At 39.9% G+C, this 19,561-nt stretch carries 18 protein-coding genes and 1 pseudogene; 2 read left to right on the top strand and 17 right to left on the bottom strand.

The genetic code is table 11. The annotated features are described in order from the left end of the window. Window positions 1-31 precede the first annotated feature (31 nt). From NIE88_RS20085 to NIE88_RS23010, 16 genes and pseudogenes are all read right to left on the bottom strand, one after another. Window positions 32-604: an LOG family protein gene (locus NIE88_RS20085; RefSeq protein WP_253065131.1), complete on the bottom strand. Its 573-nt coding sequence runs from the start codon at window positions 602-604 to the stop codon at window positions 32-34. A 254-nt stretch (window positions 605-858) separates the two neighbouring features. After that, window positions 859-2,433 carry a beta-N-acetylhexosaminidase gene (gene nagZ / locus NIE88_RS20090; protein ID WP_253065132.1) on the bottom strand — a complete coding sequence of 525 codons (1,575 nt, stop codon included), beginning with the start codon at window positions 2,431-2,433 and terminating at the stop codon, window positions 859-861. Between the two features lie 32 nt (window positions 2,434-2,465). After that, window positions 2,466-3,608, bottom strand: coding sequence for an exo-beta-N-acetylmuramidase NamZ family protein (locus NIE88_RS20095; protein WP_253065133.1), 1,143 nt, complete (start codon window positions 3,606-3,608; stop codon window positions 2,466-2,468). Window positions 3,609-3,635: 27 nt separating this feature from the next. After that, window positions 3,636-4,580 (bottom strand): N-acetylglucosamine kinase, encoded by a 945-nt coding sequence (locus NIE88_RS20100; RefSeq protein ID WP_253065134.1) that lies wholly within the window; start codon window positions 4,578-4,580, stop codon window positions 3,636-3,638. A 3-nt stretch (window positions 4,581-4,583) separates the two neighbouring features. Then, the gene (murQ, locus tag NIE88_RS20105; protein WP_290446615.1) at window positions 4,584-5,522 is read right to left on the bottom strand and encodes an N-acetylmuramic acid 6-phosphate etherase; all 939 of its coding nucleotides are present in this window, start codon (window positions 5,520-5,522) and stop codon (window positions 4,584-4,586) included. A gap of 81 nt (window positions 5,523-5,603) precedes the next feature. Next, a complete protein-coding gene (locus tag NIE88_RS20110) occupies window positions 5,604-6,548 on the bottom strand; it encodes a GNAT family N-acetyltransferase (RefSeq protein WP_253065136.1) in 945 nt (314 codons plus the stop codon). Between the two features lie 24 nt (window positions 6,549-6,572). Further along, entirely contained in the window at window positions 6,573-7,181 is a 609-nt protein-coding gene (locus NIE88_RS20115; protein WP_253065137.1) for an anhydro-N-acetylmuramic acid kinase, read from the bottom strand. A gap of 7 nt (window positions 7,182-7,188) precedes the next feature. Then, on the bottom strand, window positions 7,189-7,707 hold the full coding sequence (locus NIE88_RS20120; protein WP_253065138.1) for an anhydro-N-acetylmuramic acid kinase: 519 nt from the start codon (window positions 7,705-7,707) through the stop codon (window positions 7,189-7,191). 36 nt (window positions 7,708-7,743) lie between these two features. Further along, on the bottom strand, window positions 7,744-8,802 hold the full coding sequence (locus NIE88_RS20125) for a serine hydrolase domain-containing protein (protein ID WP_253065139.1): 1,059 nt from the start codon (window positions 8,800-8,802) through the stop codon (window positions 7,744-7,746). Between the two features lie 11 nt (window positions 8,803-8,813). Further along, a complete protein-coding gene (locus tag NIE88_RS20130) occupies window positions 8,814-9,671 on the bottom strand; it encodes a MurR/RpiR family transcriptional regulator (protein WP_253065140.1) in 858 nt (285 codons plus the stop codon). A gap of 46 nt (window positions 9,672-9,717) precedes the next feature. Continuing rightward, window positions 9,718-10,716: an ABC transporter ATP-binding protein gene (locus NIE88_RS20135; protein ID WP_253065141.1), complete on the bottom strand. Its 999-nt coding sequence runs from the start codon at window positions 10,714-10,716 to the stop codon at window positions 9,718-9,720. Next, window positions 10,709-11,731, bottom strand: a complete 1,023-nt coding sequence (locus tag NIE88_RS20140) for an ABC transporter ATP-binding protein (RefSeq protein ID WP_253065142.1) — start codon at window positions 11,729-11,731, stop codon at window positions 10,709-10,711. Before NIE88_RS20140 ends, NIE88_RS20135 begins: the two co-directional genes overlap by 8 nt. A 2-nt stretch (window positions 11,732-11,733) precedes the next feature. Then, window positions 11,734-12,651 carry an ABC transporter permease gene (locus NIE88_RS20145; protein ID WP_253065143.1) on the bottom strand — a complete coding sequence of 306 codons (918 nt, stop codon included), beginning with the start codon at window positions 12,649-12,651 and terminating at the stop codon, window positions 11,734-11,736. Between the two features lie 7 nt (window positions 12,652-12,658). Beyond that, complete coding sequence (locus NIE88_RS20150; RefSeq protein WP_253065144.1) at window positions 12,659-13,540, bottom strand: ABC transporter permease; 882 nt, start codon at window positions 13,538-13,540, stop codon at window positions 12,659-12,661. A 174-nt stretch (window positions 13,541-13,714) separates the two neighbouring features. Continuing rightward, entirely contained in the window at window positions 13,715-15,535 is a 1,821-nt protein-coding gene (locus tag NIE88_RS20155) for an ABC transporter substrate-binding protein (RefSeq protein WP_253065145.1), read from the bottom strand. Window positions 15,536-15,942: 407 nt separating this feature from the next. Continuing rightward, window positions 15,943-16,499: pseudogene (locus NIE88_RS23010) on the bottom strand (IS1634 family transposase); the annotation flags it as partial. Between the two features lie 104 nt (window positions 16,500-16,603). Between NIE88_RS23010 and NIE88_RS20165 the strand changes: the two are divergent. Both NIE88_RS20165 and NIE88_RS20170 read left to right on the top strand, forming a co-directional pair. Beyond that, window positions 16,604-17,983, top strand: a complete 1,380-nt coding sequence (locus tag NIE88_RS20165) for a PTS transporter subunit EIIC (protein WP_253065147.1) — start codon at window positions 16,604-16,606, stop codon at window positions 17,981-17,983. A gap of 168 nt (window positions 17,984-18,151) precedes the next feature. Next, window positions 18,152-19,216 (top strand): DUF871 domain-containing protein, encoded by a 1,065-nt coding sequence (locus tag NIE88_RS20170; RefSeq protein WP_253065148.1) that lies wholly within the window; start codon window positions 18,152-18,154, stop codon window positions 19,214-19,216. A gap of 30 nt (window positions 19,217-19,246) precedes the next feature. On the opposite strand, the gene NIE88_RS20175 is transcribed toward NIE88_RS20170, so the two are convergent. Next, window positions 19,247-19,477, bottom strand: coding sequence for a hypothetical protein (locus NIE88_RS20175; protein WP_253065149.1), 231 nt, complete (start codon window positions 19,475-19,477; stop codon window positions 19,247-19,249). Window positions 19,478-19,561: the final 84 nt, after the last annotated feature.

Genomic DNA, 19,561 nt, shown 5'->3' on the forward strand with positions numbered 1-19,561 from the left:
TTTTCCGCAAGGTCTTTTTTTGCATACATACTCACCGTTTCGAATACTGCCTGATTTTCGGAGGAACATAATCCTCTATAAATGCATTAATCTTCTCAAACGAATCCGTTATGAGCACCTTCGACCGATCTGCCTGAGACAGAAAACCTTCTGTAACCATCTGATTGAAAAAGCTCTGCATCAAATCGTAATAGCCATTTACATTGAAAAAGATGCACGGACTGTCATTTTCTCCGACTCGTGCCCAAGAAACCGCTTCGGAAATTTCCTCAAGTGTTCCGGGTCCGCCGGGAAGCGCGATACAGCAATTCGACATTTCCATCATTTTCTTTTTCCGTTCATCCATATCATGAGTCACAATAAGCTGATTCAAACGATCATGGGCAATCTCCCGATCCACAAGAAATTGAGGGATCACGCCGATCACACGTCCGCCGTTTTCCAGTACCGTGTCGGCCACAATGCCCATCAGTCCAACCTTTCCGCCGCCATACACAAGTTCATAACCATTGTCAGCAATCCACTTCGCCAGTTTGACCGCATTTTTTTCATAAACAGGATTCAATCCCTTACTCGCCCCGCAGTAGATCGCAATACGTTTCATTTTAATTCTCCATTCTTTACGTTGATGATAAATATAATAATACCATAAAGAAAGTTTGGGAAATGCTGTGTTTAATTAGTATAGCGCATAAATTTTTATTAAAGGCCTCGTCACTATTCTATTCGTGTAATTAGCATAAAAGTTACCTTATTTCTATGGTTCGTGATGCAAGGGGATGAACCATCCACCGAATTAATTAATTGGCTACTCTAATACCAAACATTGAGACACTATACAAAATTACTCAGTTTTCTCTAAAGACTGACTGGAAGTGTTCCTCTAACTTCTTCCAGTCCGAAGATTGCACGAATCACAATAGTCAAAGCTGTAGGATTAATATCATATGTACATAAAAGAGCATCCGCTTCAGAAAATGATCGAATACCATAAGGACTTTTACCCGCAATTACAATCAATGGACAATCAGCTTTCTTAAGTTCGTTGAATAAAGTTACCTGACTTTTCTCCATGCTTACCGATTCTATTAGAACAACAACTACCTGATACTTTTTCATTTTATAATGATAATTGTTAATTAAGTCAATCAACTCAGGATCTTCTCTATTAAAAACATCTGCTTCTGAGTGAATATCCTTGACAATCTTTTCAACAAATGATAAATGGCTACTCTGATCTTCAACCTTTGCTGACATGAAACGTTCACTATAAATGAATAAGACTCTGTCAGTATTCGATACCGGGAGGGCCTGATGTTCATTTTTAATCACGGTAATACCCTCTTTGTAAATTCGCGCTGCTTCGGACTGATGACTTTTTTTTGAACCAACTGAAATTGATTCCGGATTTAATGCATCCTGCCAGTTTAGATACTTCTTTTTTAATCGATGTACTCTTTCTATGGATTTTATGATTGAATCTCCATCAATTTGCCTTGTCTCTACAGCTTTGGCCACCTGATTCAAAGTTTCAATCTGCTTTTCGTAGGTATGCGAAACCATCACCATATCAGCACCGGCTTTAAGTGCCATGACAGCCCCTCTCGCAGTACCAAAATGATCAGCAATCGCCTTCATTTCTAAGCAGTCCGTTGTAATGACGCCCTGAAAATGCAAACGTTCTCTCAATAAACCCGTCAGTATATTTTTAGAAAGTGTTGCAGGCAGCGCATACTGCTTTTCAAGTGCAGGAAAATAAATATGTGCACTCATAATCACATCTGCTCCTGCGTCAATGCAACAATGGAACGGCACAAGCTCTACCTTTTCCAATCTACCCATGCTATGTTTGATAATCGGTAGATCCAAGTGTGAATCCACACCCGTATCACCATGACCGGGAAAATGCTTCAGCGTCGAAATAATTCCGTTCTCTTGCAATCCTCGCATGAAAGCCTTACCCATTTCAGCGACGTTTTGTGGGTCTTCACCGAACGATCGCGTACAAATAACCGGATTAAGCGGATTATTATTGACATCAATAACCGGTGCTAAATTCCAATTTATTCCAACATTTTTCAATTCTTCAGATGTCATTTTGGCCACTTCATAGGCATTGTTTACATTGTGAGTTGCTCCTAATACCATTGATCCTGGAAACGCTGTTGATCCTTTACCCAGCCTTCTTACGGCACCATTTTCTTGATCGGTACAAATCATAAGCGGATATTGGTGTCCGGCTTTTTTAGCCTCAGACTGTAGTTCGTTGGTCAACTGGTGAATTTGTGATGGTTCAGCCAAATTTCTAGAAAAGAGAATAATGCATCCCAATTTATTTTCGTGGATCATTTTCTTTAATTCAGGAGTTATCTGTTTTCCACCAAAACCAAATACCATTAACTGACCTATTGATTCCATATAATCTTTTTTCAAAAGGTTTCGCACCTCACTTAAATTTAATTGAATTAATAAAGGAAATATGTGGCTATTTTACGTTCAAATGCACGGCATTCCTCTTCACATTCATCAAAAAAATAGTCAAATTTATTATTAAGAATCATTGATTGAAGCCTTGTTGTTCCTGCGAGCAAATTAAATGTACAGCGCAGTCCACAACCAAGAAAGTGAAACGATGAAGGATACATAGAAGCAATTACCCCTAAAACAGAAAGACCTGATTTATATGATTGAAAAACTCTTTTATCAGTAATATGTAGCTGAATACCAAGGCAACGCTCTCCCTTGTATTTTGAGTATGTGGGGACAAAACTGGTAGGTCGTGCAATAACTCCCAATAAACCAAGATTATTAACCGCATTTGCAAGAGCTGGGCTATCAATAAAGGGTGCCCCAACAACTTCGAAAGGTCGTGTCGTTCCCCTGCCTTCAGATAGATTGGTTCCTTCAACAAAACACATTCCAGGATAGAGCACAGCCATAGACTCTCCTGTAGCGTTTGGAGACGGCTGTACCCAAATGAGCCCGGTCTCACTATGATACATCGTTCTTACCCACCCCTTCATAGGAATAACTGTGAGCGGGCAGTTCAATCCAAATTCATACTTGTAAAGCTGGGCTAACTCGCCAATGGTCAAACCGTGCCTATTAGGAATTGAATGCATACCTATAAAAGAAGAAAGTTCTTCTTTAAGAATATTTCCTTCTCTGAAACTCCCAATCGGGTTTGGGCGATCCAGCACAATAACTTCTTTTCCTGTTTCCATACAGGATTCCATAACCAAACTTAGCGTTGAAATAAACGTATAATAACGGACACCAATGTCTTGCAAATCAACAACAATACTATCAATGTTAGCTAACATATCTTTTGTTGGTTTACGTGTTTTTCCATACAAGCTGTACACAGGGAGACCCGTTTTGGAATCTGTATAAGAGTCAATCTCGGCCCCTTCCACCCCATCTCCACGAATGCCGTGCTCCGGTCCAAAGAGTGCTGTCAGATAAAATGTGGATTCATTGTGCAATAAATCGATTGTTGAATTGAGCGTACTGTCTAAACCGGTCATATTAGTCAGCAAACCGATTCTCTTTCCGCGAAGAAGATCTGGTTGATCCCTGAGCATCGTTTCAATACCTAATTGGATCATCATTTCCAGCTCCTTATTAATAATTAGTTAATCATTTTTCAACAACTGTCGCTTTAATGAAAAAAGCAGTTTTTCATCCTTTTTTTCCCACTCATTTACGCACTTAGCAATGGATCCATAAACGGGTGGACAGGATGGAAAAATTAGTGGTACGCTTACCGCGGTACATATTGTTTCACGAATTAACCTGCACTTCCAAATTCCTCCAACGAGTACAACATGAGGCATTGTTTCAAACCGGTCAAGACCTGACTGTAATAACGCAATTAATTCTTTTGATGCATCACTCAGAATTTGTTTGGCTAAATGGTCACCTTGCTCAGCTTCACGAGAAATAATGGGCACCAGCCCAGCAATAATATCTTTGGAACATTTATAGACAATCGGAACTATATCTGAAATTACAGATACATCAAAATAGTTTGATAGAGCGATAGTCAGTGAAGTGGTTTGCTCACGATGATCAAAAGTCATAAGAACATGTCTGATTGCTTCGCGACCAATGGAATAACCGCTGCCTTCATCACCAAATAAATAACCCCAGCCCCCAATCCGAAAAGAAGCACCATTATGCTTTATCCCATAAACAATTGAACCTGTTCCGGCGATCATGACAAGCCCAGACGCCCCATTGGTACCGCTCCAAAGCGCATTCATCCCATCATTACCTACAATGAGGTGATGAATGGGTAGCGGGCAAGCTTCCCGAAGGCAATCAGCAAGTTTTTTTATTAGTTTCGGATGATCCGATCCGGATAATCCTGCAAAACAGCCTTTAATTTCTTTAATCGAATTGTTCAGCAACAGATTTGCAAAAAGCTTCTTAAAATGCAATGTTACCTCATTGAAGCTCATTCCATTTGGGTTAGTTCCGCTGCCGATTGTTCGACTAATTATAGTTCCCGTAGAATTGAATAACACAGCATCTGTTTTGGTTCCGCCACCGTCAATGGCCAAATATAAATAATCCATGCCTTATGCCTCATTCAGATTGTTCGTTTGATTTTCATCATTGGGATTTTCCACAGCAATGCGAACGAATCCTTTTGCCAGTTTAAGACGTTTCAAGGCTTCATCAAGTGAGCAATGAAGAAGAATCATCAGAATAGCTGCTTTAACATTATTTTTTGACGTTAAGTAAAATTGTTCTGCTGTCATTAAATCGACCCCAGTTGCTTCCATAATAATTCGCTTTGATCGTTCGACCAGCTTCTTGTTCGTAGGCTGAACATCCACCATTAAATTCTCGTACACCTTACCTATCCCAATCATCGAAGCTGTTGAAATCATATTTAGAACCAGCTTTTGGGAGGTCCCCGCTTTTAGGCGGGTTGATCCTGTCAAAACTTCCGGACCGCTCTCGATTTCAATAGCCACATCAACATATCTGCTCATTTGAGCCTTAGGATTGCAGCTTAGTCCAGCAGTCGATGCCCCAATTTTTTTTGCATATTTTAAACCGCCTATGACATAAGGGGTTCGGCCACTTGCGGCTATGCCTATGACAACATCCTTTGCATCAATATCAATTGCAGCCAGATCTTTTGCGGCAAGAGGCTCGTCATCCTCTGCGCCTTCAACAGCTTCTGTCAATGCTTTCTTTCCTCCCGCGATTAAACCGATCACTTGTTGCGGCGGAGTACTAAATGTTGGAACACATTCAACAGCATCCAAAACGCCCAGTCTCCCACTTGTTCCAGCACCGATATAAATCAAGCGCCCACCAGATTGCAAAGCTTGAATGACCATTTTTACAACTTGTTCAATATGATCCAGTTCTTTAGATACTGCTAAGGGTACGCTCTGATCTTCCTGATTCATAGTGCTGAGAATATCATGTGTACTCATCCTGTCTAAATGAGTCGTGTTTCTGTTTCGTACCTCAGTTATCAATTTATCTAACATCAAAACCATCCTTTTTTCACTGCCATTATCGATTTGCTTTTCAGCGCATCAATGCATCTGGGCATATTCCTATGAACGGTATCACTATTTTTAAAGATTCTTTGAATAAGTTGCATAAGCCTTCCACGGATGAGCACCAACTTTTTCGTAAAAATTGACAAGACGGGTCCAATCAATAATAACGTGTTTAAATCCACGCTGACCGAGGTACGCGATGGCCGCCTTTACAATTGCTAAGCCATATCCATTCCCACGTGCTTCAGGATCAAGTCCAAGCGGACCGATTCCTCCAAGACCGTCTTCAAATAATGGTGCCCAATATACATTTTGTGCAATTTGAGGAGAATCTGACCCATTGGCCCTGCAAAATCCGATTACCTTATCTTTTTTCTTCAAAAGGATAAATTCTTTTCCGCTGCCCCCGTGTTGAAAGTATTTGATTGCTTCATATTCCCATCTGCCCGGAAAAATGTGGTGGAGGAAGCTTAAAAGTTGAGTAACATCCTCTTTTTCAGCAATCGGAGCGATTGAAACATCCGTGAGCTGTAGCTTATTTGATTTTTCTTCAGTTAAAAGATCGTATTCTATACCATCAAAATGATATCCCCGCGACTCAAACCAACTTTTCACGTATCCGTATTGATCTGGGATACCGGGAAAATAATGCCATACATCCTTACCGAGTAAAATTTTTTTAGCATCTTTTGCGGATAGTGCTGTTTCCGCCCTCTTGAGAAGCTCTGTACCGATCCCTTTATTTCTATTTGATTTTTTAACCAATAATACTTGAATCCATCCAAGTGAATGGTTGAGTTCAACCTCATTTAACTCAGCATACTTTTTAGAAATAACAAGACCAACGAGTTCTCCGTTTTCGTTAATCACTTGGAATGATCCTTCCATAAGTACATTGCAGTCTTTAAAACTATTCTGAATCAACAATTTTTTTCTCATGGGAAAGTCAGTACCTATTTCTTGATTCCAAAGCTTAACCATATCATCTACCCGGTCCAATGAAATCTGTTCATAATTCACCTGTACGTCCCTCTTTCAATTAAATTAGTTCCCAAAGAAGGGGGTATAGTTTCCTAAGATTAACCTCTCGTTTGCACTTGTTGCATTGAGAATATTTACAGGACATCCGTTCACATTTTCATAGGCAAACAATGCGAATGCTGCTGCTTCTTTTGCATCGGCATTCAACAATTTATCGTTCATTACCTTGACAGAAAATCCAGGGAACAAGTCCTTTAACCATTTCATGATCATGGGATTATGACTGCCTCCTCCACTCACGAGCAGTTGATCAATTCGTCCGTTTGGAAGAATGAATGCTTCATAGCTTTCAACAATCGTTTTAACAGTGAAATAAGTCACCGTCGCAATCAGATCTTCCGATGTTAAATCTGATCTTTGGTTTGAAATTCCTTCTGCGAAATTTTCTCCATAATGTTCTCTTCCTGTTGATTTTGGCGGACCCATCTTCAAATAGGGGTCACTCATCAACGATTTCAGTAGTGTTTTATCAATTGATCCTCTTGCCGCAAATTGGCCATTGCGATCAAAAGGTTGGCCGTAAAATTTCTGAGTAAGCGCATCAATAATCATATTTGCCGGACCTGTATCAAAAGCAACAACGTCTTGAAGTGCTGCCCCTGCCGGAATCACTGTAAGATTAGCAATCCCTCCTAAATTTTAGAAGAGCAATAGAATGATCAGCATGCCGGCATAAAACATAATCAAAATAAGCGATAAGCGGCGCACCCTGTCCTCCAGCTGCCAAATCCATTACTCGAAAGTTTGAGACAACAGGTGTTCTTGTCTCGTATGCAATGACAGCCGGTTCACCGATCTGAAGTGTTGACCGCTGTAAATCTGTTGAATGATCAGGAGCGTGAGCAATCGTTTGTCCGTGTGAACCGATAAGATCCAGATCATTGCACTCATAACCTGCATGCTTACATAACTGTTGTACTGCCTCTGCAAATACTTTTACTTTTCCAAGTTCAAAATTCAAACTAGAAATATATGCCGCATTAACTTGATCAGATTCCATTGTCTGAAAGATTTTATTCTTCAGGGTTAATGAATAGGGGATCGTTACAAAATCAAGTACCTCAAGTTTTACCTGATCCCCAGATCCAGTGATACATGTTAGTGCTGCATCAACTCCATCTGCCGATGTCCCGGACATTAATCCAGCAACTATTTTTTTTAATGCGACACCTCTTTATCCGTTTTCTGACAAGCATTTCAAAACCAAATTGACAAAGATCCTTCGTATACGATTCATATTAATTTTCCTACTTATATGAACTCGGTTGCTTAGTAAAATGAATCCGAGTTGTCTTTCAGGATCAATCCAAAATGACGTTCCCGTGAATCCTGTATGCCCATAGCTTTCTTTAGATACCAGATAACCACCTGGCGAATATCGTTTTTCATTCAGCTGCCAGCCAATTCCACGAGCTGATGCAAATTCTCTTGTATAATTTTTGCGACTGGCAGTCAACGTTGCCGGTGATAAAAAGTAATTGCCATTATACATTTTGCCGTTATTCATCAACATATGGACATAATTTTTTAGATCATGAAGATTAGAGAATAGACCCGCATGACCGGACACTCCGCCCATATAATTAGCATTTTCATCATGTACGTGTCCCCATTGATATTCACCCATTTTAGGCATCCATTCCGTAGGTACAATAGAATACAAATCCTCAGTAGGACTAAATCCCGTATGCGTCATATCTAGAGGTTCATATATGTTTTTTTTCGTAAATTGATCTAACGGACAGTCAGTTAACTTCTCAACTAAAAAACCGAGCAAAATAAAATTCAAATCACTATATACTGTATCCACGCCTGGTTTGGCTTCGATTGTCAGAATAAAGTGCAACATCGCTTCCCTATCCATCCCATATTTATAAAAGGGAAATGAAGGTGGGAATCCGCTTGTATGAGTCAATAGATGCATCAGTGTAAGATCTGAATTCACTTCCTCCGGGAAAAAAAGGCGAATCGGATCATCAAAATCGATTCGCCCTTGTTCTAAGAGCAACAAAATGCTCGGTAGTGTTGCACAAACTTTCGTAAGCGATGCAAGATCGAATAGTGAATCGAGCCTCATTGGAATTTTTTTGTCAGTATAGGAATAACCAATTGCTTTTTCAGCAATTGTCTCTTGCTGATTAATGACCCCATACACAACACCTGGAATTTGGTGGGCTTCAACGCATCCCTTTAAAAATTGATCGACAACTTCAAAGTCACGGTCCTTCATCATTCCTTTCCTCCCTACTTTACTCGAAAGCTTTTCTTAATGGCTCCCATTGATCGATTAAGGTATTGAAGTGATGATTCATATTGATGACCAACGACTGAAAGATAAAGAATATCAACTATATTAAGTTGAACGATGCGTGAGGAAGTAGCCGCGCTTCGCACATTGGATTCGGAAGATACAATTCCTATATGAATATCAACCAATTTTCCAAGTGTATTATTTCCGTACCGCGTAATACCAACTGTTTTTGCCCCTGATTCCTTAGCAGATTTAATACATTCTACGGTTTGCAACGTTTCGCCAGAATTTGAGAACGCCACTGCTACGTCATTTTCTGTTAACGTAACTGAAGATGTTAATTGAAGATGATTGTCCGCATAGGCCGTACAAGGCTTATTGATCCGCATAAATTTCACTTGTGCATCATGAGCAACAAGCTGCGAGGCACCTGATCCATAAAAGTCAATTCGATGCGCTCTCTCAATCAAATCAATTGCCATCTGAAGCTTTTGTAAATCTAAAATCTTCAATGTTTCATTAATTGAATAAATATTATTATTTGATACAGAAGATACAATAGTGCTTAAATTGCTGCCGGGATTGATTTCTTTATACTCATCACCGTTGGAGCGAGTATCCTGCAAATCACCAGCTACGCAGAGTTTCAGTTCCTGATAGCCTTTAAACCGAAGCGTTTTGCACAAGCGGATAATTGCTGATTGGCTGGAGCCGCTTGCTTCTGCTAATTCGCTCACTGTCATCTGAACCATTTGTTCAGGATGGTTAAGTGTAAATTTTGCTGCTTTTTGTTCCGACCGATTTAATGCATCGTAAGATTCTTTAAGTCTGGAAAGTCCGCCTCTAAGCATGTCATCACCTAATTTTCATCATCTTCAGAACTGTAGTCATTACGTGTCAGATTGATTCTGCTGCTACTTGCCGGACTTTTGGAAAAAAGCAAGCATGGTATGCATCATCATTATGAATAAGCTCAGGTTGTTTTTCATCACAAATTGACTGTTTAAAAGGACACCGATCTGCAAAAAGACATCCACGTGTTTCCTCTTCACTCTGTTTAAATTGAGAAGTTATAACAAAACGATCCTTTCCTGGCTTTTCAATACCCTTTAATATCGGCATGGCACTTAATAGTGCTTGGGTGTATGGATGTTGTGGTCTTCTGATCACTCGTTCAGTCCGTCCTCTTTCAATAACCATTCCTTTATATACAACATATAATTCCGTATCGTTCCCCAAATAACGGGCAGAAGCAATATCGTGTGTAATGAATAAGATGGAAATATTGTGACGTTCTCTCAAGTAACGAAGCAATTTTAAAATTCCCAATCGCAACGAGACATCGATCATAGAGACTACCTCATCTGCGATCAGCATTTCAGGTTCCACGGTCAAAGCTCGTGCAATAATCACTCTTTGTCGTTGACCACCTGAAAGCATGTGAGGGTATTTAAATAAAATTGTTTCAGGATCCAACCCCACCAGTTTAAGCAGTTCATCCATACGCTGTCTAATCCAGTCTACATCTTTTTTCTTTTGTTTCGCCACTTTCTTCAATGTCGCCTTCATCATTTGTTCAATTGTATGCGTTGGATTTAACGCTTGATATGGATCTTGGTGAATAAGTTGAATTTTTTGAAGAAGCTTGGCACGTGCACCCCGCTTGAGTCTTGAAATATCTTGGCCATCTATGATAATTGATCCGGAACTAGGCCTCTCCATTCCGCAAAGCATGCGACCAATTGTCGTTTTGCCACACCCAGATTCGCCAATCAAGCAAAGTGCACCTCCGCTCGAAATTGTCAAATTGACATTTCGTACTGCGTGAACGGTTTTGTGATTAGAAAACTTTGCTTTTATCTGAAAAAATTTCTGTAGATTTTTAATTTCAATCATTTGCATCCACCCTAAAACATGCGACTTTGTGATACCCGCTCGTTATATTCAGTTCTGGTCGGCTGTCCCGACATGAATCTGTTCTTATTGGACACCGATCATAAAACAGGCAGCCTTCCTGCTTAAAAGTTCTATAATCTGGTGAAGATCCTTTTAATGGCTCAGCAGCATCAATATCTCCGGAAATTTTAGGAATTGCTTTAATTAAACCTTTTGTATAGGGGTGCTTTGGGGAGGCCAGTACCTCGCTGGTTTTTCCTTCTTCAACGATTTCTCCTGCATAAAAAATTTCAATGCGTTCTGAAAGATCAGCAATAACGCCAATGTCATGAGAAACAAAAGCAATCGTGAGGTTTTTTTCCTTTTGAAGCTCACGAATGATTTCAAGCACCGATGCTTGAGAAAGCATATCCAACGCAGTTGTGGATTCATCCAAAAATACGATATTGGCATTTAGAACAAGGGAAAACATAATACCCACGCGTTGACGCATGCCACCCGAGAGTTCATGTTGAAAGGAAGCTAACACACGATCTGCGTCTAAGCCAAGCCGTATCAGCAGTTCCTTTGCATACTTGATCAATGCGCGTAAATCATGAACCTCATGTGCTCGTCCCAGATCTAATATCTGCTGACCAATACGGCGAAGCGGATTCAACGAATTTTGAGCAGCTTGAAAGACAAAGCCAATTTCTTTTCCGCGAATTTTACGCTGTTTCTCAGAACTTAACTGGAGCATATCGTTCTCGCCATTCAATAAGACAGACCCACTTGTAATTTTTCCCGGTTTGGTCACGGCATTCATAATCGCCATGATTAATGTTGATTTTCCAGACCCGGATTCTCCTATAATACCCGTTATACTTCCCCTTGGAAGGTCAATATCAACATTCCGTACAGCAGGTATGTCGCCAGTTGGCGTTGCATAAACAACATTTATGTTCCTTGCACTGATCGCCATCTTCTGTTGCTCTTTAAATGTACTCTCTGTGTTCACAGTTGACGTATCAGACATCTTCATACATCCTCCTTTAAACGCGGATTGAACATTTCATCAACAGCATCCAAAAATAATACGATACCCAAGGTTAAGAGAAGCAGTGCTAATAAAGGAGACAGTAAATACGGCAAAGCATCTGGGCTGCTCATCGCCCCTGCTGAGAAAACAGCCATATTAAGCATAACGCCCCAGTTGTTCACATGAAATGGAACAACTCCTAAGAAGAAAAGGCCGACTTCTGCGTAAATACACCCTGTAATTGATGTCAACAAGTTCATTCCAATATACGAACTGACATTTGGAAGAATTTCGCGGAACAGGATATAGAAAGGTGATAAACCCAATCCTCTCGCCGCCTCAACAAATCCACGTTCTCTCAGCGAGAGTGTTTGAGATCTTACCGCTCTCGCCATTCCTCCCCAGCTCGTAATACCTAGAATGAACCCCATGGCAAGCGGATGTCCAAAATTCCAAACCGTAGACAAAACGACAAGAAGCGGGAATGAAGGTATCGTTAAGAAGAAATCAGTTATTCGCATGATGATTGAATCCGACCAACCAACAAAATAACCCGCAATTAATCCCATTACGGTGCCAAATATAACCGTGAACAGCGCTCCTAGTGCAGCGGCCAAAAGCACATATCTGGCCCCTGTAATAATAAGTGCAAGATTGCTCGTTCCTTCAAAATCGGTACCCAGTGGATATTTCCAGCTAATCGGTGCGTAAATTGCATTGGTGTTAATCGGTAAATGACTAGAATAAAGATAGGGCCCGAATATTGCCATCAATGTAAACAGAATAATAATAGCGAAACCAATGATCCTACTCTTTTTTCTTGTTATTGATTTCCAAGCTGCTTTCCAAAAGGAAACTCCATTATATGGTTTGGGTTTAAATGCATGCACTGGTTGTGCTGTATCTGGTATTGGCATACATGATTTACCTCCTTATCCGTGGATCGACAAATGTATATAGAAAATCTGTAATAATATTTGCAACAATAACTGCAATTGTAATTAAAAGAAAAGCACCGCTCATTAATGGATAATCTCTTGTATCTATTGACTTTAGTAAAAGGTTTCCGAGCCCAGGATAATCAAAAATATTTTCAATGAATACCGATCCTCCGAACATGAAACCAATAGACAGGGTAAACAATGTGAATAGTGGAAGAATTGCATTATGTGCAATATATCCTACGATTGTTGACGATTTAAGTCCACGAATTTCAGATGCCAAGATAAAGTCATCACCTAACACAGTAATGACGCTTGACTTCATCGTGAGCAGCCAGCCGCCATAACTTGACAAGGCATAAGTTACAACAGGTAAAACCGCATGACTCATTAAAGAAGAAATGAACGGCCAATTAAATCCCGGATCAATTGAAGAATCATAGGGTGCACCGAACGGGAGAATTGGCCAAAGAGCAGTGAACAAGTAAGCCAACAACAGTCCCATAACAAACTGCGGAACACCATGGAGCAAAGAACCCGAGACTGTCAATACTGTCCCGCTTGGTGATGATCGCTTGATTGCAGAAATGACACCTGCAAGAACCCCAATAAGAAAGCTGGCAATCAAACCTGTAAACACAAGGATCAAGGTCCATGGTGCGGCAGTAAGAATAATGTGTGACACACCAATGCCCTCATACGAAATTGACTGTCCAAAATCAAAATGCAACAATCCCCAAATATAATTGATAAATTGTTCGCCTACCGGTTCATCAGGGATAAAACCATACATGACTTTAACCTGATTTTCCGCTTGAACAGGAGTCATCCCCTGCATAATTAATTGATTGTATTGTGCGCTCACTGGATCCCCTGGCATTAATCGAATTAGAAAAAAAGTTAATGAAGCTACTGCCAATACCATTAGTATTCCAGAAAAAATCCGCCAAACAAGGCGGATTAAAAAACTCCTCATAAATATCCCGCACCTCCTTTGATTAACTCATTTCTCATGTTGCTGCTTTGGAACCTCTCTATCTTATTTGGATGCTTTTGGTGCTACATAGCCCATTGCCATCCAAACACCTGGCATATTGTTCATTAACCCTTCATCTTTTACAGGAAAGTTATTAAATCTTGACGTATTAACAAACTGAACATGTGTATAATCCCAGATTTCAATCATTGGAACATATTCATTAGTAGCCAAAGCTAGTTTCTGGACAGCATCTTTTTGCTGATCTGGTTTTAGTTGATTTAATTTGAATGTCAATTCACCAGGATTCACTGTTTCGCCAGTGGATAGCTTTAATTTTTCAGGAAGACCGATCCAATTGCCCTTTGTTTTATCCTTCTGGTCATAGTAAGTAAGCTTTCCATTCAGAATATTGTAGCCGTCCGGAGTTCCGTAAATTCTAGCGTAGGCTGTATACAAATTAGGACTGAGTGAGTTCAGCCAGAATCCGACTGCATATTTTTGGGCTGCCATGTCGGCTTGATATTGTGCAAAACTGCTGACAATCGTCGGCTTGGCATCGATACCAAAATCAGTCAGTTGACTAGAAATTACTTTGCCACCTTGAATCCAGTCACTAAATCCGTTTACAACATAAATGTTCATCGTCCAGGGCTTTCCATTTGGCAGTAACCATTTACCATCCTTCTTTTTAAACCCTTCTTTTTCAAGAATCGAAGCAGCCTTGTCAAGATCGTGGTTATAGCCATTCATCTTTGAACGAACAGAACTGTCAATCCAATCGGCAGCCGCACTATCTGTGATACCATCCGTATATTTTGCTGGTTTGCCGACAACTGGTTCTGCTACCTTTTGGACAGCTTCTCGATCGATTACATAAGCTAGAGCTTTACGCACGTTAACATTGCCGTAAGGATCGAATTTTTGATTAAATGCAAGTGAAGCAGCAACATAGGTCGGTGTAGTTACCTTCTCATTCGTCTTTTTATTCAGTGCATTATTTAAAATATTTTTAGGCATCGATGTGAACGGTGTTGCGTCAAGTTGACCAGCAATCAAATAATTCCAAATCTGTTGATTTCCAGTATAGTTACGCAGTGAAACACTGTTTACTTTTACTTTGTTTGCTGCATAGAAGTATTTATTTTTTACTAAATAAGCTTCTCCAGGATTCAAGCGCTTAAGAATGAAGGGGCCAGCAGAAATGTCCGTCTTTGGAGCAAACTTTGTAATACTTTTCCCGAGTTTTGTTAATTGATCTTGAGCTTTTTTTGCCTGAGCTGCTTTAGTTTTATCTTTTCCTGCATATAAAGACTGATCAATGACTGACCAAATATCATCAGGCAACAGTTTGCCGTACTGGAAGCTAGGAACCACTGTCTGCTGCAGGGCATCATGCATAAAACTTTTGTACGTACCGCCCGACACTTGGCTAAGTTCAATTTTTTTATTTGACAATACTTTAACTGATCCAAGAGAAAATGATTGTGCCGTGCCTTGAGTAAAGGCAATAGCCATTGATGTTTTGACATCATCAGCGGTAACTGACTTCCCGTTTGACCACTTTGCCTTCGGTTGCAATTCAATGGTAGCTTTCATTCCATCCGGGCTTTCACTCCACGATTTTGCCAATCCCGGATAGAATTTATTCAAGTCCGTAGCAAGACCAGAAGACCAAGCCAATTGCATCTTATCAAAACTTGTAAATGAATTGCCTGTCGTATTGTACGGATTTTTAGGTGCGCCTGGTGAGATAGGATGATAATAGTAAACAGTTGTGAACTTTGCATTACTATTATTTGATTGCGAGCCGCCGCATGCTGTCAGTGAAATTCCAAGTACCGCAATTAATAATAGAATAGAAAGTCGTTTGAATAACTTCAATTTAGGTTCCTCCCCCTTTTTAAAAGCAACCGTTTCAAATTACTTGCAATTGATAAATTTTTTCATCATCACCTTAAAAAATATTTTGTATAAAAAATGAACAGGATTAAAACGTCATAATATTTTATACCAAATAAATTAATATTATATAAAATATTATTTCAACAACACCTACATTTTAGTTTTCACACAATAATTTGTCTATAGGAGTGTCATATTATCTGACAAATTATTTTTAGAAAATTGTGTAACGAGAAAATATATACTAAATTGGGCATAGTGACAATTTTTCTTTCCATAATTTATTTTGGTAAAGATTTTTTCAACTTTAATCAAGGAATCAAAAACCTGACTTTTGCAGCTAAATAGACTAAAAAACAGCCATGAACCCTTATGGTTATTGGTTTTCAGTTGCTTCTATTTGTCACGAAGTTGTCGTGTAATTTAGTTCTTTTTCGCTTCTCTAAAATTTTTTTGATTTCTTTGAACGACCGATATTTTTCCCGAAATCGATGCCGAATGTCTTGCCAATATCGGCGAGCACATCATCATAATGGTTTAACAGATAATACTTGGGTTGTGGCTATAGAAGGCTTTTCTTAAACTGTCCAGCAAGGTGGTGATTGGTTACCTTGGAGACGGGGTTCCAAAATTCGGTCGATCACCGGCAACACAAAACAGATCAGGAAATGGGCTTCAATGTGATCTTGCGTCGAGAGATAAACTGGTCGTGTTTCCAAATCACTTTTGGTCACTTTAAACTTCTCCTCATTTTCATGCCTCGATAGAGCTTGATAAACTTTTTATCCGTTTCCCTGTATTCACTCGTGACGATCATGTAATAACCGTCCAGCTCCTCTTCCTTTTTTCGCCTGTCCTCATTGAAAAGCAGCCAAGTTTGTACGAATTCCTTGATTTCTCCTGTCCTCGCATCGAAGCGCAAATTTTTCACATAGCGAGCAGCACAATCGTCATGACCTTACTGCATTGCTCATATGATGAAGCCATGAATCGACTGAATAACGCGAAGGGATTTGTTCGCAAAACTTTAAAGGAGGACTGAAGGGTATGAAAAAGGAACAACAAATGGCCATTTCCATTTTGGGAAATATTGGGGGAAAAGATAATCTTCAGAAAATCATGTTTTGCCAGACACGGTTACGTCTTTCAATAAACAAGAAAGAGCAAGCGAATATAGCAGAACTAAAAGAAATTAGTGGCATCATGGGCATCGTTGATGATGATACGCTGCAAATCGTTGTTGGACCAGGAACGGTTAACAAAGTGGCTGATGAACTCAGCACGTTGACAGGGCTTGCTATCGGTGAAGAAAAGAATCCCGATGATCTTACTCTTGAGGAGCAAGCAGCAATTAACAAGCAAAAAATTAAGAGAAAAACAAAAAAGACACCAATTAAGAAATTACTAAGAAAAATAGGCAACATTTTTATTCCACTGATACCCGGACTTGTTGCTTCTGGATTAATTAATGGAATCGCAAACTTTGCAATTAATGCAGGAGCCGATCCTAAGACAACATTGTTGTCTATTCTTGTTTTGATAGGAAGCAGCCTCTTTACCTTTCTCGCAATTTTAGTTGGATGGAATACTGCAAAAGAATTTAATGGAACGCCTGTACTCGGTGCGATTATGGGCATGATTCTTTTCAATCCTGCACTCGCGAGCGTTACCATTTATGGTGAACCACTGACATCTGGTCGAGGTGGTTTATTTGGAGTCATCTTTGCTGCCTGGTTAATTACTGTAGTTGAAAAACAAATACGTAAGGGTGTGCCAAACAGTATCGATATTATTATTACACCGCTAATTTCATTACTTGTTGTCGGACTTCTGTCTCTTTATGCCATTCAGCCATTATTTGGAATATTTACAGATGGTATTACAAATGGTATTCAAGCAATACTGAATATCGGTGGTGTTGTTGCAGGAGCCGTTCTCTCCGGTTTCTTCTTGCCTCTTGTTATGGTTGGATTACATCAAGGACTTACACCGATCCATCTTGACCTGATTCACCGTTTCGGTTATACAAGTCTTCTTCCGGTACTTGCTATGGCTGGGGCCGGTCAAGTTGGTGCAGCAATCGCCATTTACGTGAAAACGAAAAGTCAGAAACTTCGCGACAACATTAAAGGCGGGTTACCTGTTGGATTTCTTGGAATCGGTGAACCTCTCTTATATGGCGTAACATTGCCACTTGGTCGTCCGTTTGTAACAGCATGCATTGGCGCTGCATTTGGCGGAGCATTTCAAGCCGTCACGCATACTGGAGCTGTCGGTATTGGAGTATCCGGGCTCTCATTGATTCCACTCATTGCTCAGAATAAATATGTATACTATTTCATCGGTCTTTTGATTGCCTACGCTGCCGGTTTTATCTTCACTTACTTATTCGGTTATAACGAAAAAATGGCGGAAAACATTAAATAAAAACGAAGCAGTAAATTAATATAAGAAATAGGGCGGCATTTCCAAGTTCGCTTCATTTTTTGTATTTTGACTATGATTGATAGATCGACCTGATTATCAGCTCAATAGACTCAGATAAATTGAACAACACTGTCTTTTTGATTAAATCAATGATCAGGAGTGAACAGTATGCTCGGCTTTTCCGTTTATTTAAATAAATCAATTAAAGAACAGGAAGAGAAAATAAGAAATTACAATGCGCACGGTTTTGAAATGATTTTTTCATCGCTTCATATACCAGAAGAAAACTCGGATGTGTATCGTGAGAGACTCTACGAACTAGGTGCACTTGCAAAAACATTAACTATGAGTTTAACGATCGATATCGCTGCAGATTCTTTAAAGGTGCTTCAACTAAACTTCCGTAACGCTTACCGATTAAAAGAGTTGGGCATAAGTGCGCTTCGTCTAGATGAAGGATTTAATGAACAAATAGTCGCTCAACTATCAAAGCAAATTCCAATTGTTTTGAATGCGAGTACCCTAACCTCTTCCTCACTGCAAGTCATGAAAGATAAAGGTATGAATGTAGATCAAGTAACAGCCTGTCATAATTTTTATCCGCGTCCGGAAACGGGGCTCTCACGTCGTGCTTTTCGAGAATGTAATCACCTGTTGCGCAGTGTCGGACTGTCTATTGCCGCGTTTTTCCCCGGTGATAAAGAAAAACGCGGTCCGATTTACCAAGGGTTGCCAACACTTGAAGATCATCGTGCACTGACTCCATTCGCCTCTCTATTAGATTTAGATCATGAATCAGTGGATGATCTCATTCTTGGTGATCCTGAACTAAGTGCTTACAGCCTTAAGCAAATCACAGCCTGGAAAAACGGTATTTTTCTGTTGCATGCTCATCCGCAAGTGAGCAATCTACCTTTACTTCAGTCCATTGCTGCACCTCAATCCAACCGTCCTGATGAAGCACGAGATTGTATCCGATCGCAGGAATCCAGAACGATGCACCTTGTTGAGACACCCATTCTTCCAAATCATCATTCCAAGCCAAGGCCACTTGGTTCGATTACAATCGACAACAATCTGTATGGAAGATATCAAGGTGAGATTCAGATCACAAAAGGTAACCTTCCTGCGGATCCAAAAGTAAATATCGTTGGCAACATCATTCACGAAGATCTGTCAATTCTTCCATTTATCCGTGGATGTGCAAAATTTCAGATTGAATGGCTATCATAGAAGCACTTTGTAAGTTCGCTTTCTCTGCGTTCATTTAAGAATCGGTTCATACACAAAGTTCTTTCGCTCGCTCCGAACAATCATTTGACTGTTGTTAAAGGCAGAGTCCCGATCCAGTTTTTCGCTAGCAATTAATGGCCGTTCTTCGTTCTTGGTAATTTGAGACGAAACCGGGGGATGGATCATCATCGGAATATAAAGCATGGATACAATAAGAAGCAGACTCACTAAACTAATGCTGTATTTTCGAAAGAAACTCAATTTGCTCAGCTCCTTAGCATGATTGGCTTCCTATAATCAGTTTAGGGGAGAAATGTGAAGAGGGTTTTAAGCAGTGATAAAGAT

This window comes from Sporolactobacillus shoreicorticis, assembly GCF_024125445.1.
Taxonomy (GTDB): Bacteria; Bacillota; Bacilli; order Bacillales; family Sporolactobacillaceae; genus Sporolactobacillus; species Sporolactobacillus shoreicorticis.

Coding starts and splice junctions, on each gene's coding strand:
- NIE88_RS20085 (WP_253065131.1), bottom strand. CDS start 604: ATGAAACGTATTGCGATCTACTGCGGGGCGAGTAAGGGATTGAATCCT.
- NIE88_RS20095 (WP_253065133.1), bottom strand. CDS start 3,608: ATGATCCAATTAGGTATTGAAACGATGCTCAGGGATCAACCAGATCTT.
- NIE88_RS20100 (WP_253065134.1), bottom strand. CDS start 4,580: ATGGATTATTTATATTTGGCCATTGACGGTGGCGGAACCAAAACAGAT.
- murQ (WP_290446615.1), bottom strand. CDS start 5,522: ATGGTTTTGATGTTAGATAAATTGATAACTGAGGTACGAAACAGAAAC.
- NIE88_RS20120 (WP_253065138.1), bottom strand. CDS start 7,707: ATGTCCGGGACATCGGCAGATGGAGTTGATGCAGCACTAACATGTATC.
- NIE88_RS20125 (WP_253065139.1), bottom strand. CDS start 8,802: ATGATGAAGGACCGTGACTTTGAAGTTGTCGATCAATTTTTAAAGGGA.
- NIE88_RS20130 (WP_253065140.1), bottom strand. CDS start 9,671: ATGCTTAGAGGCGGACTTTCCAGACTTAAAGAATCTTACGATGCATTA.
- NIE88_RS20135 (WP_253065141.1), bottom strand. CDS start 10,716: ATGATTGAAATTAAAAATCTACAGAAATTTTTTCAGATAAAAGCAAAG.
- NIE88_RS20140 (WP_253065142.1), bottom strand. CDS start 11,731: ATGTCTGATACGTCAACTGTGAACACAGAGAGTACATTTAAAGAGCAA.
- NIE88_RS20145 (WP_253065143.1), bottom strand. CDS start 12,651: ATGCCAATACCAGATACAGCACAACCAGTGCATGCATTTAAACCCAAA.
- NIE88_RS20165 (WP_253065147.1), top strand. CDS start 16,604: ATGAAAAAGGAACAACAAATGGCCATTTCCATTTTGGGAAATATTGGG.
- NIE88_RS20170 (WP_253065148.1), top strand. CDS start 18,152: ATGCTCGGCTTTTCCGTTTATTTAAATAAATCAATTAAAGAACAGGAA.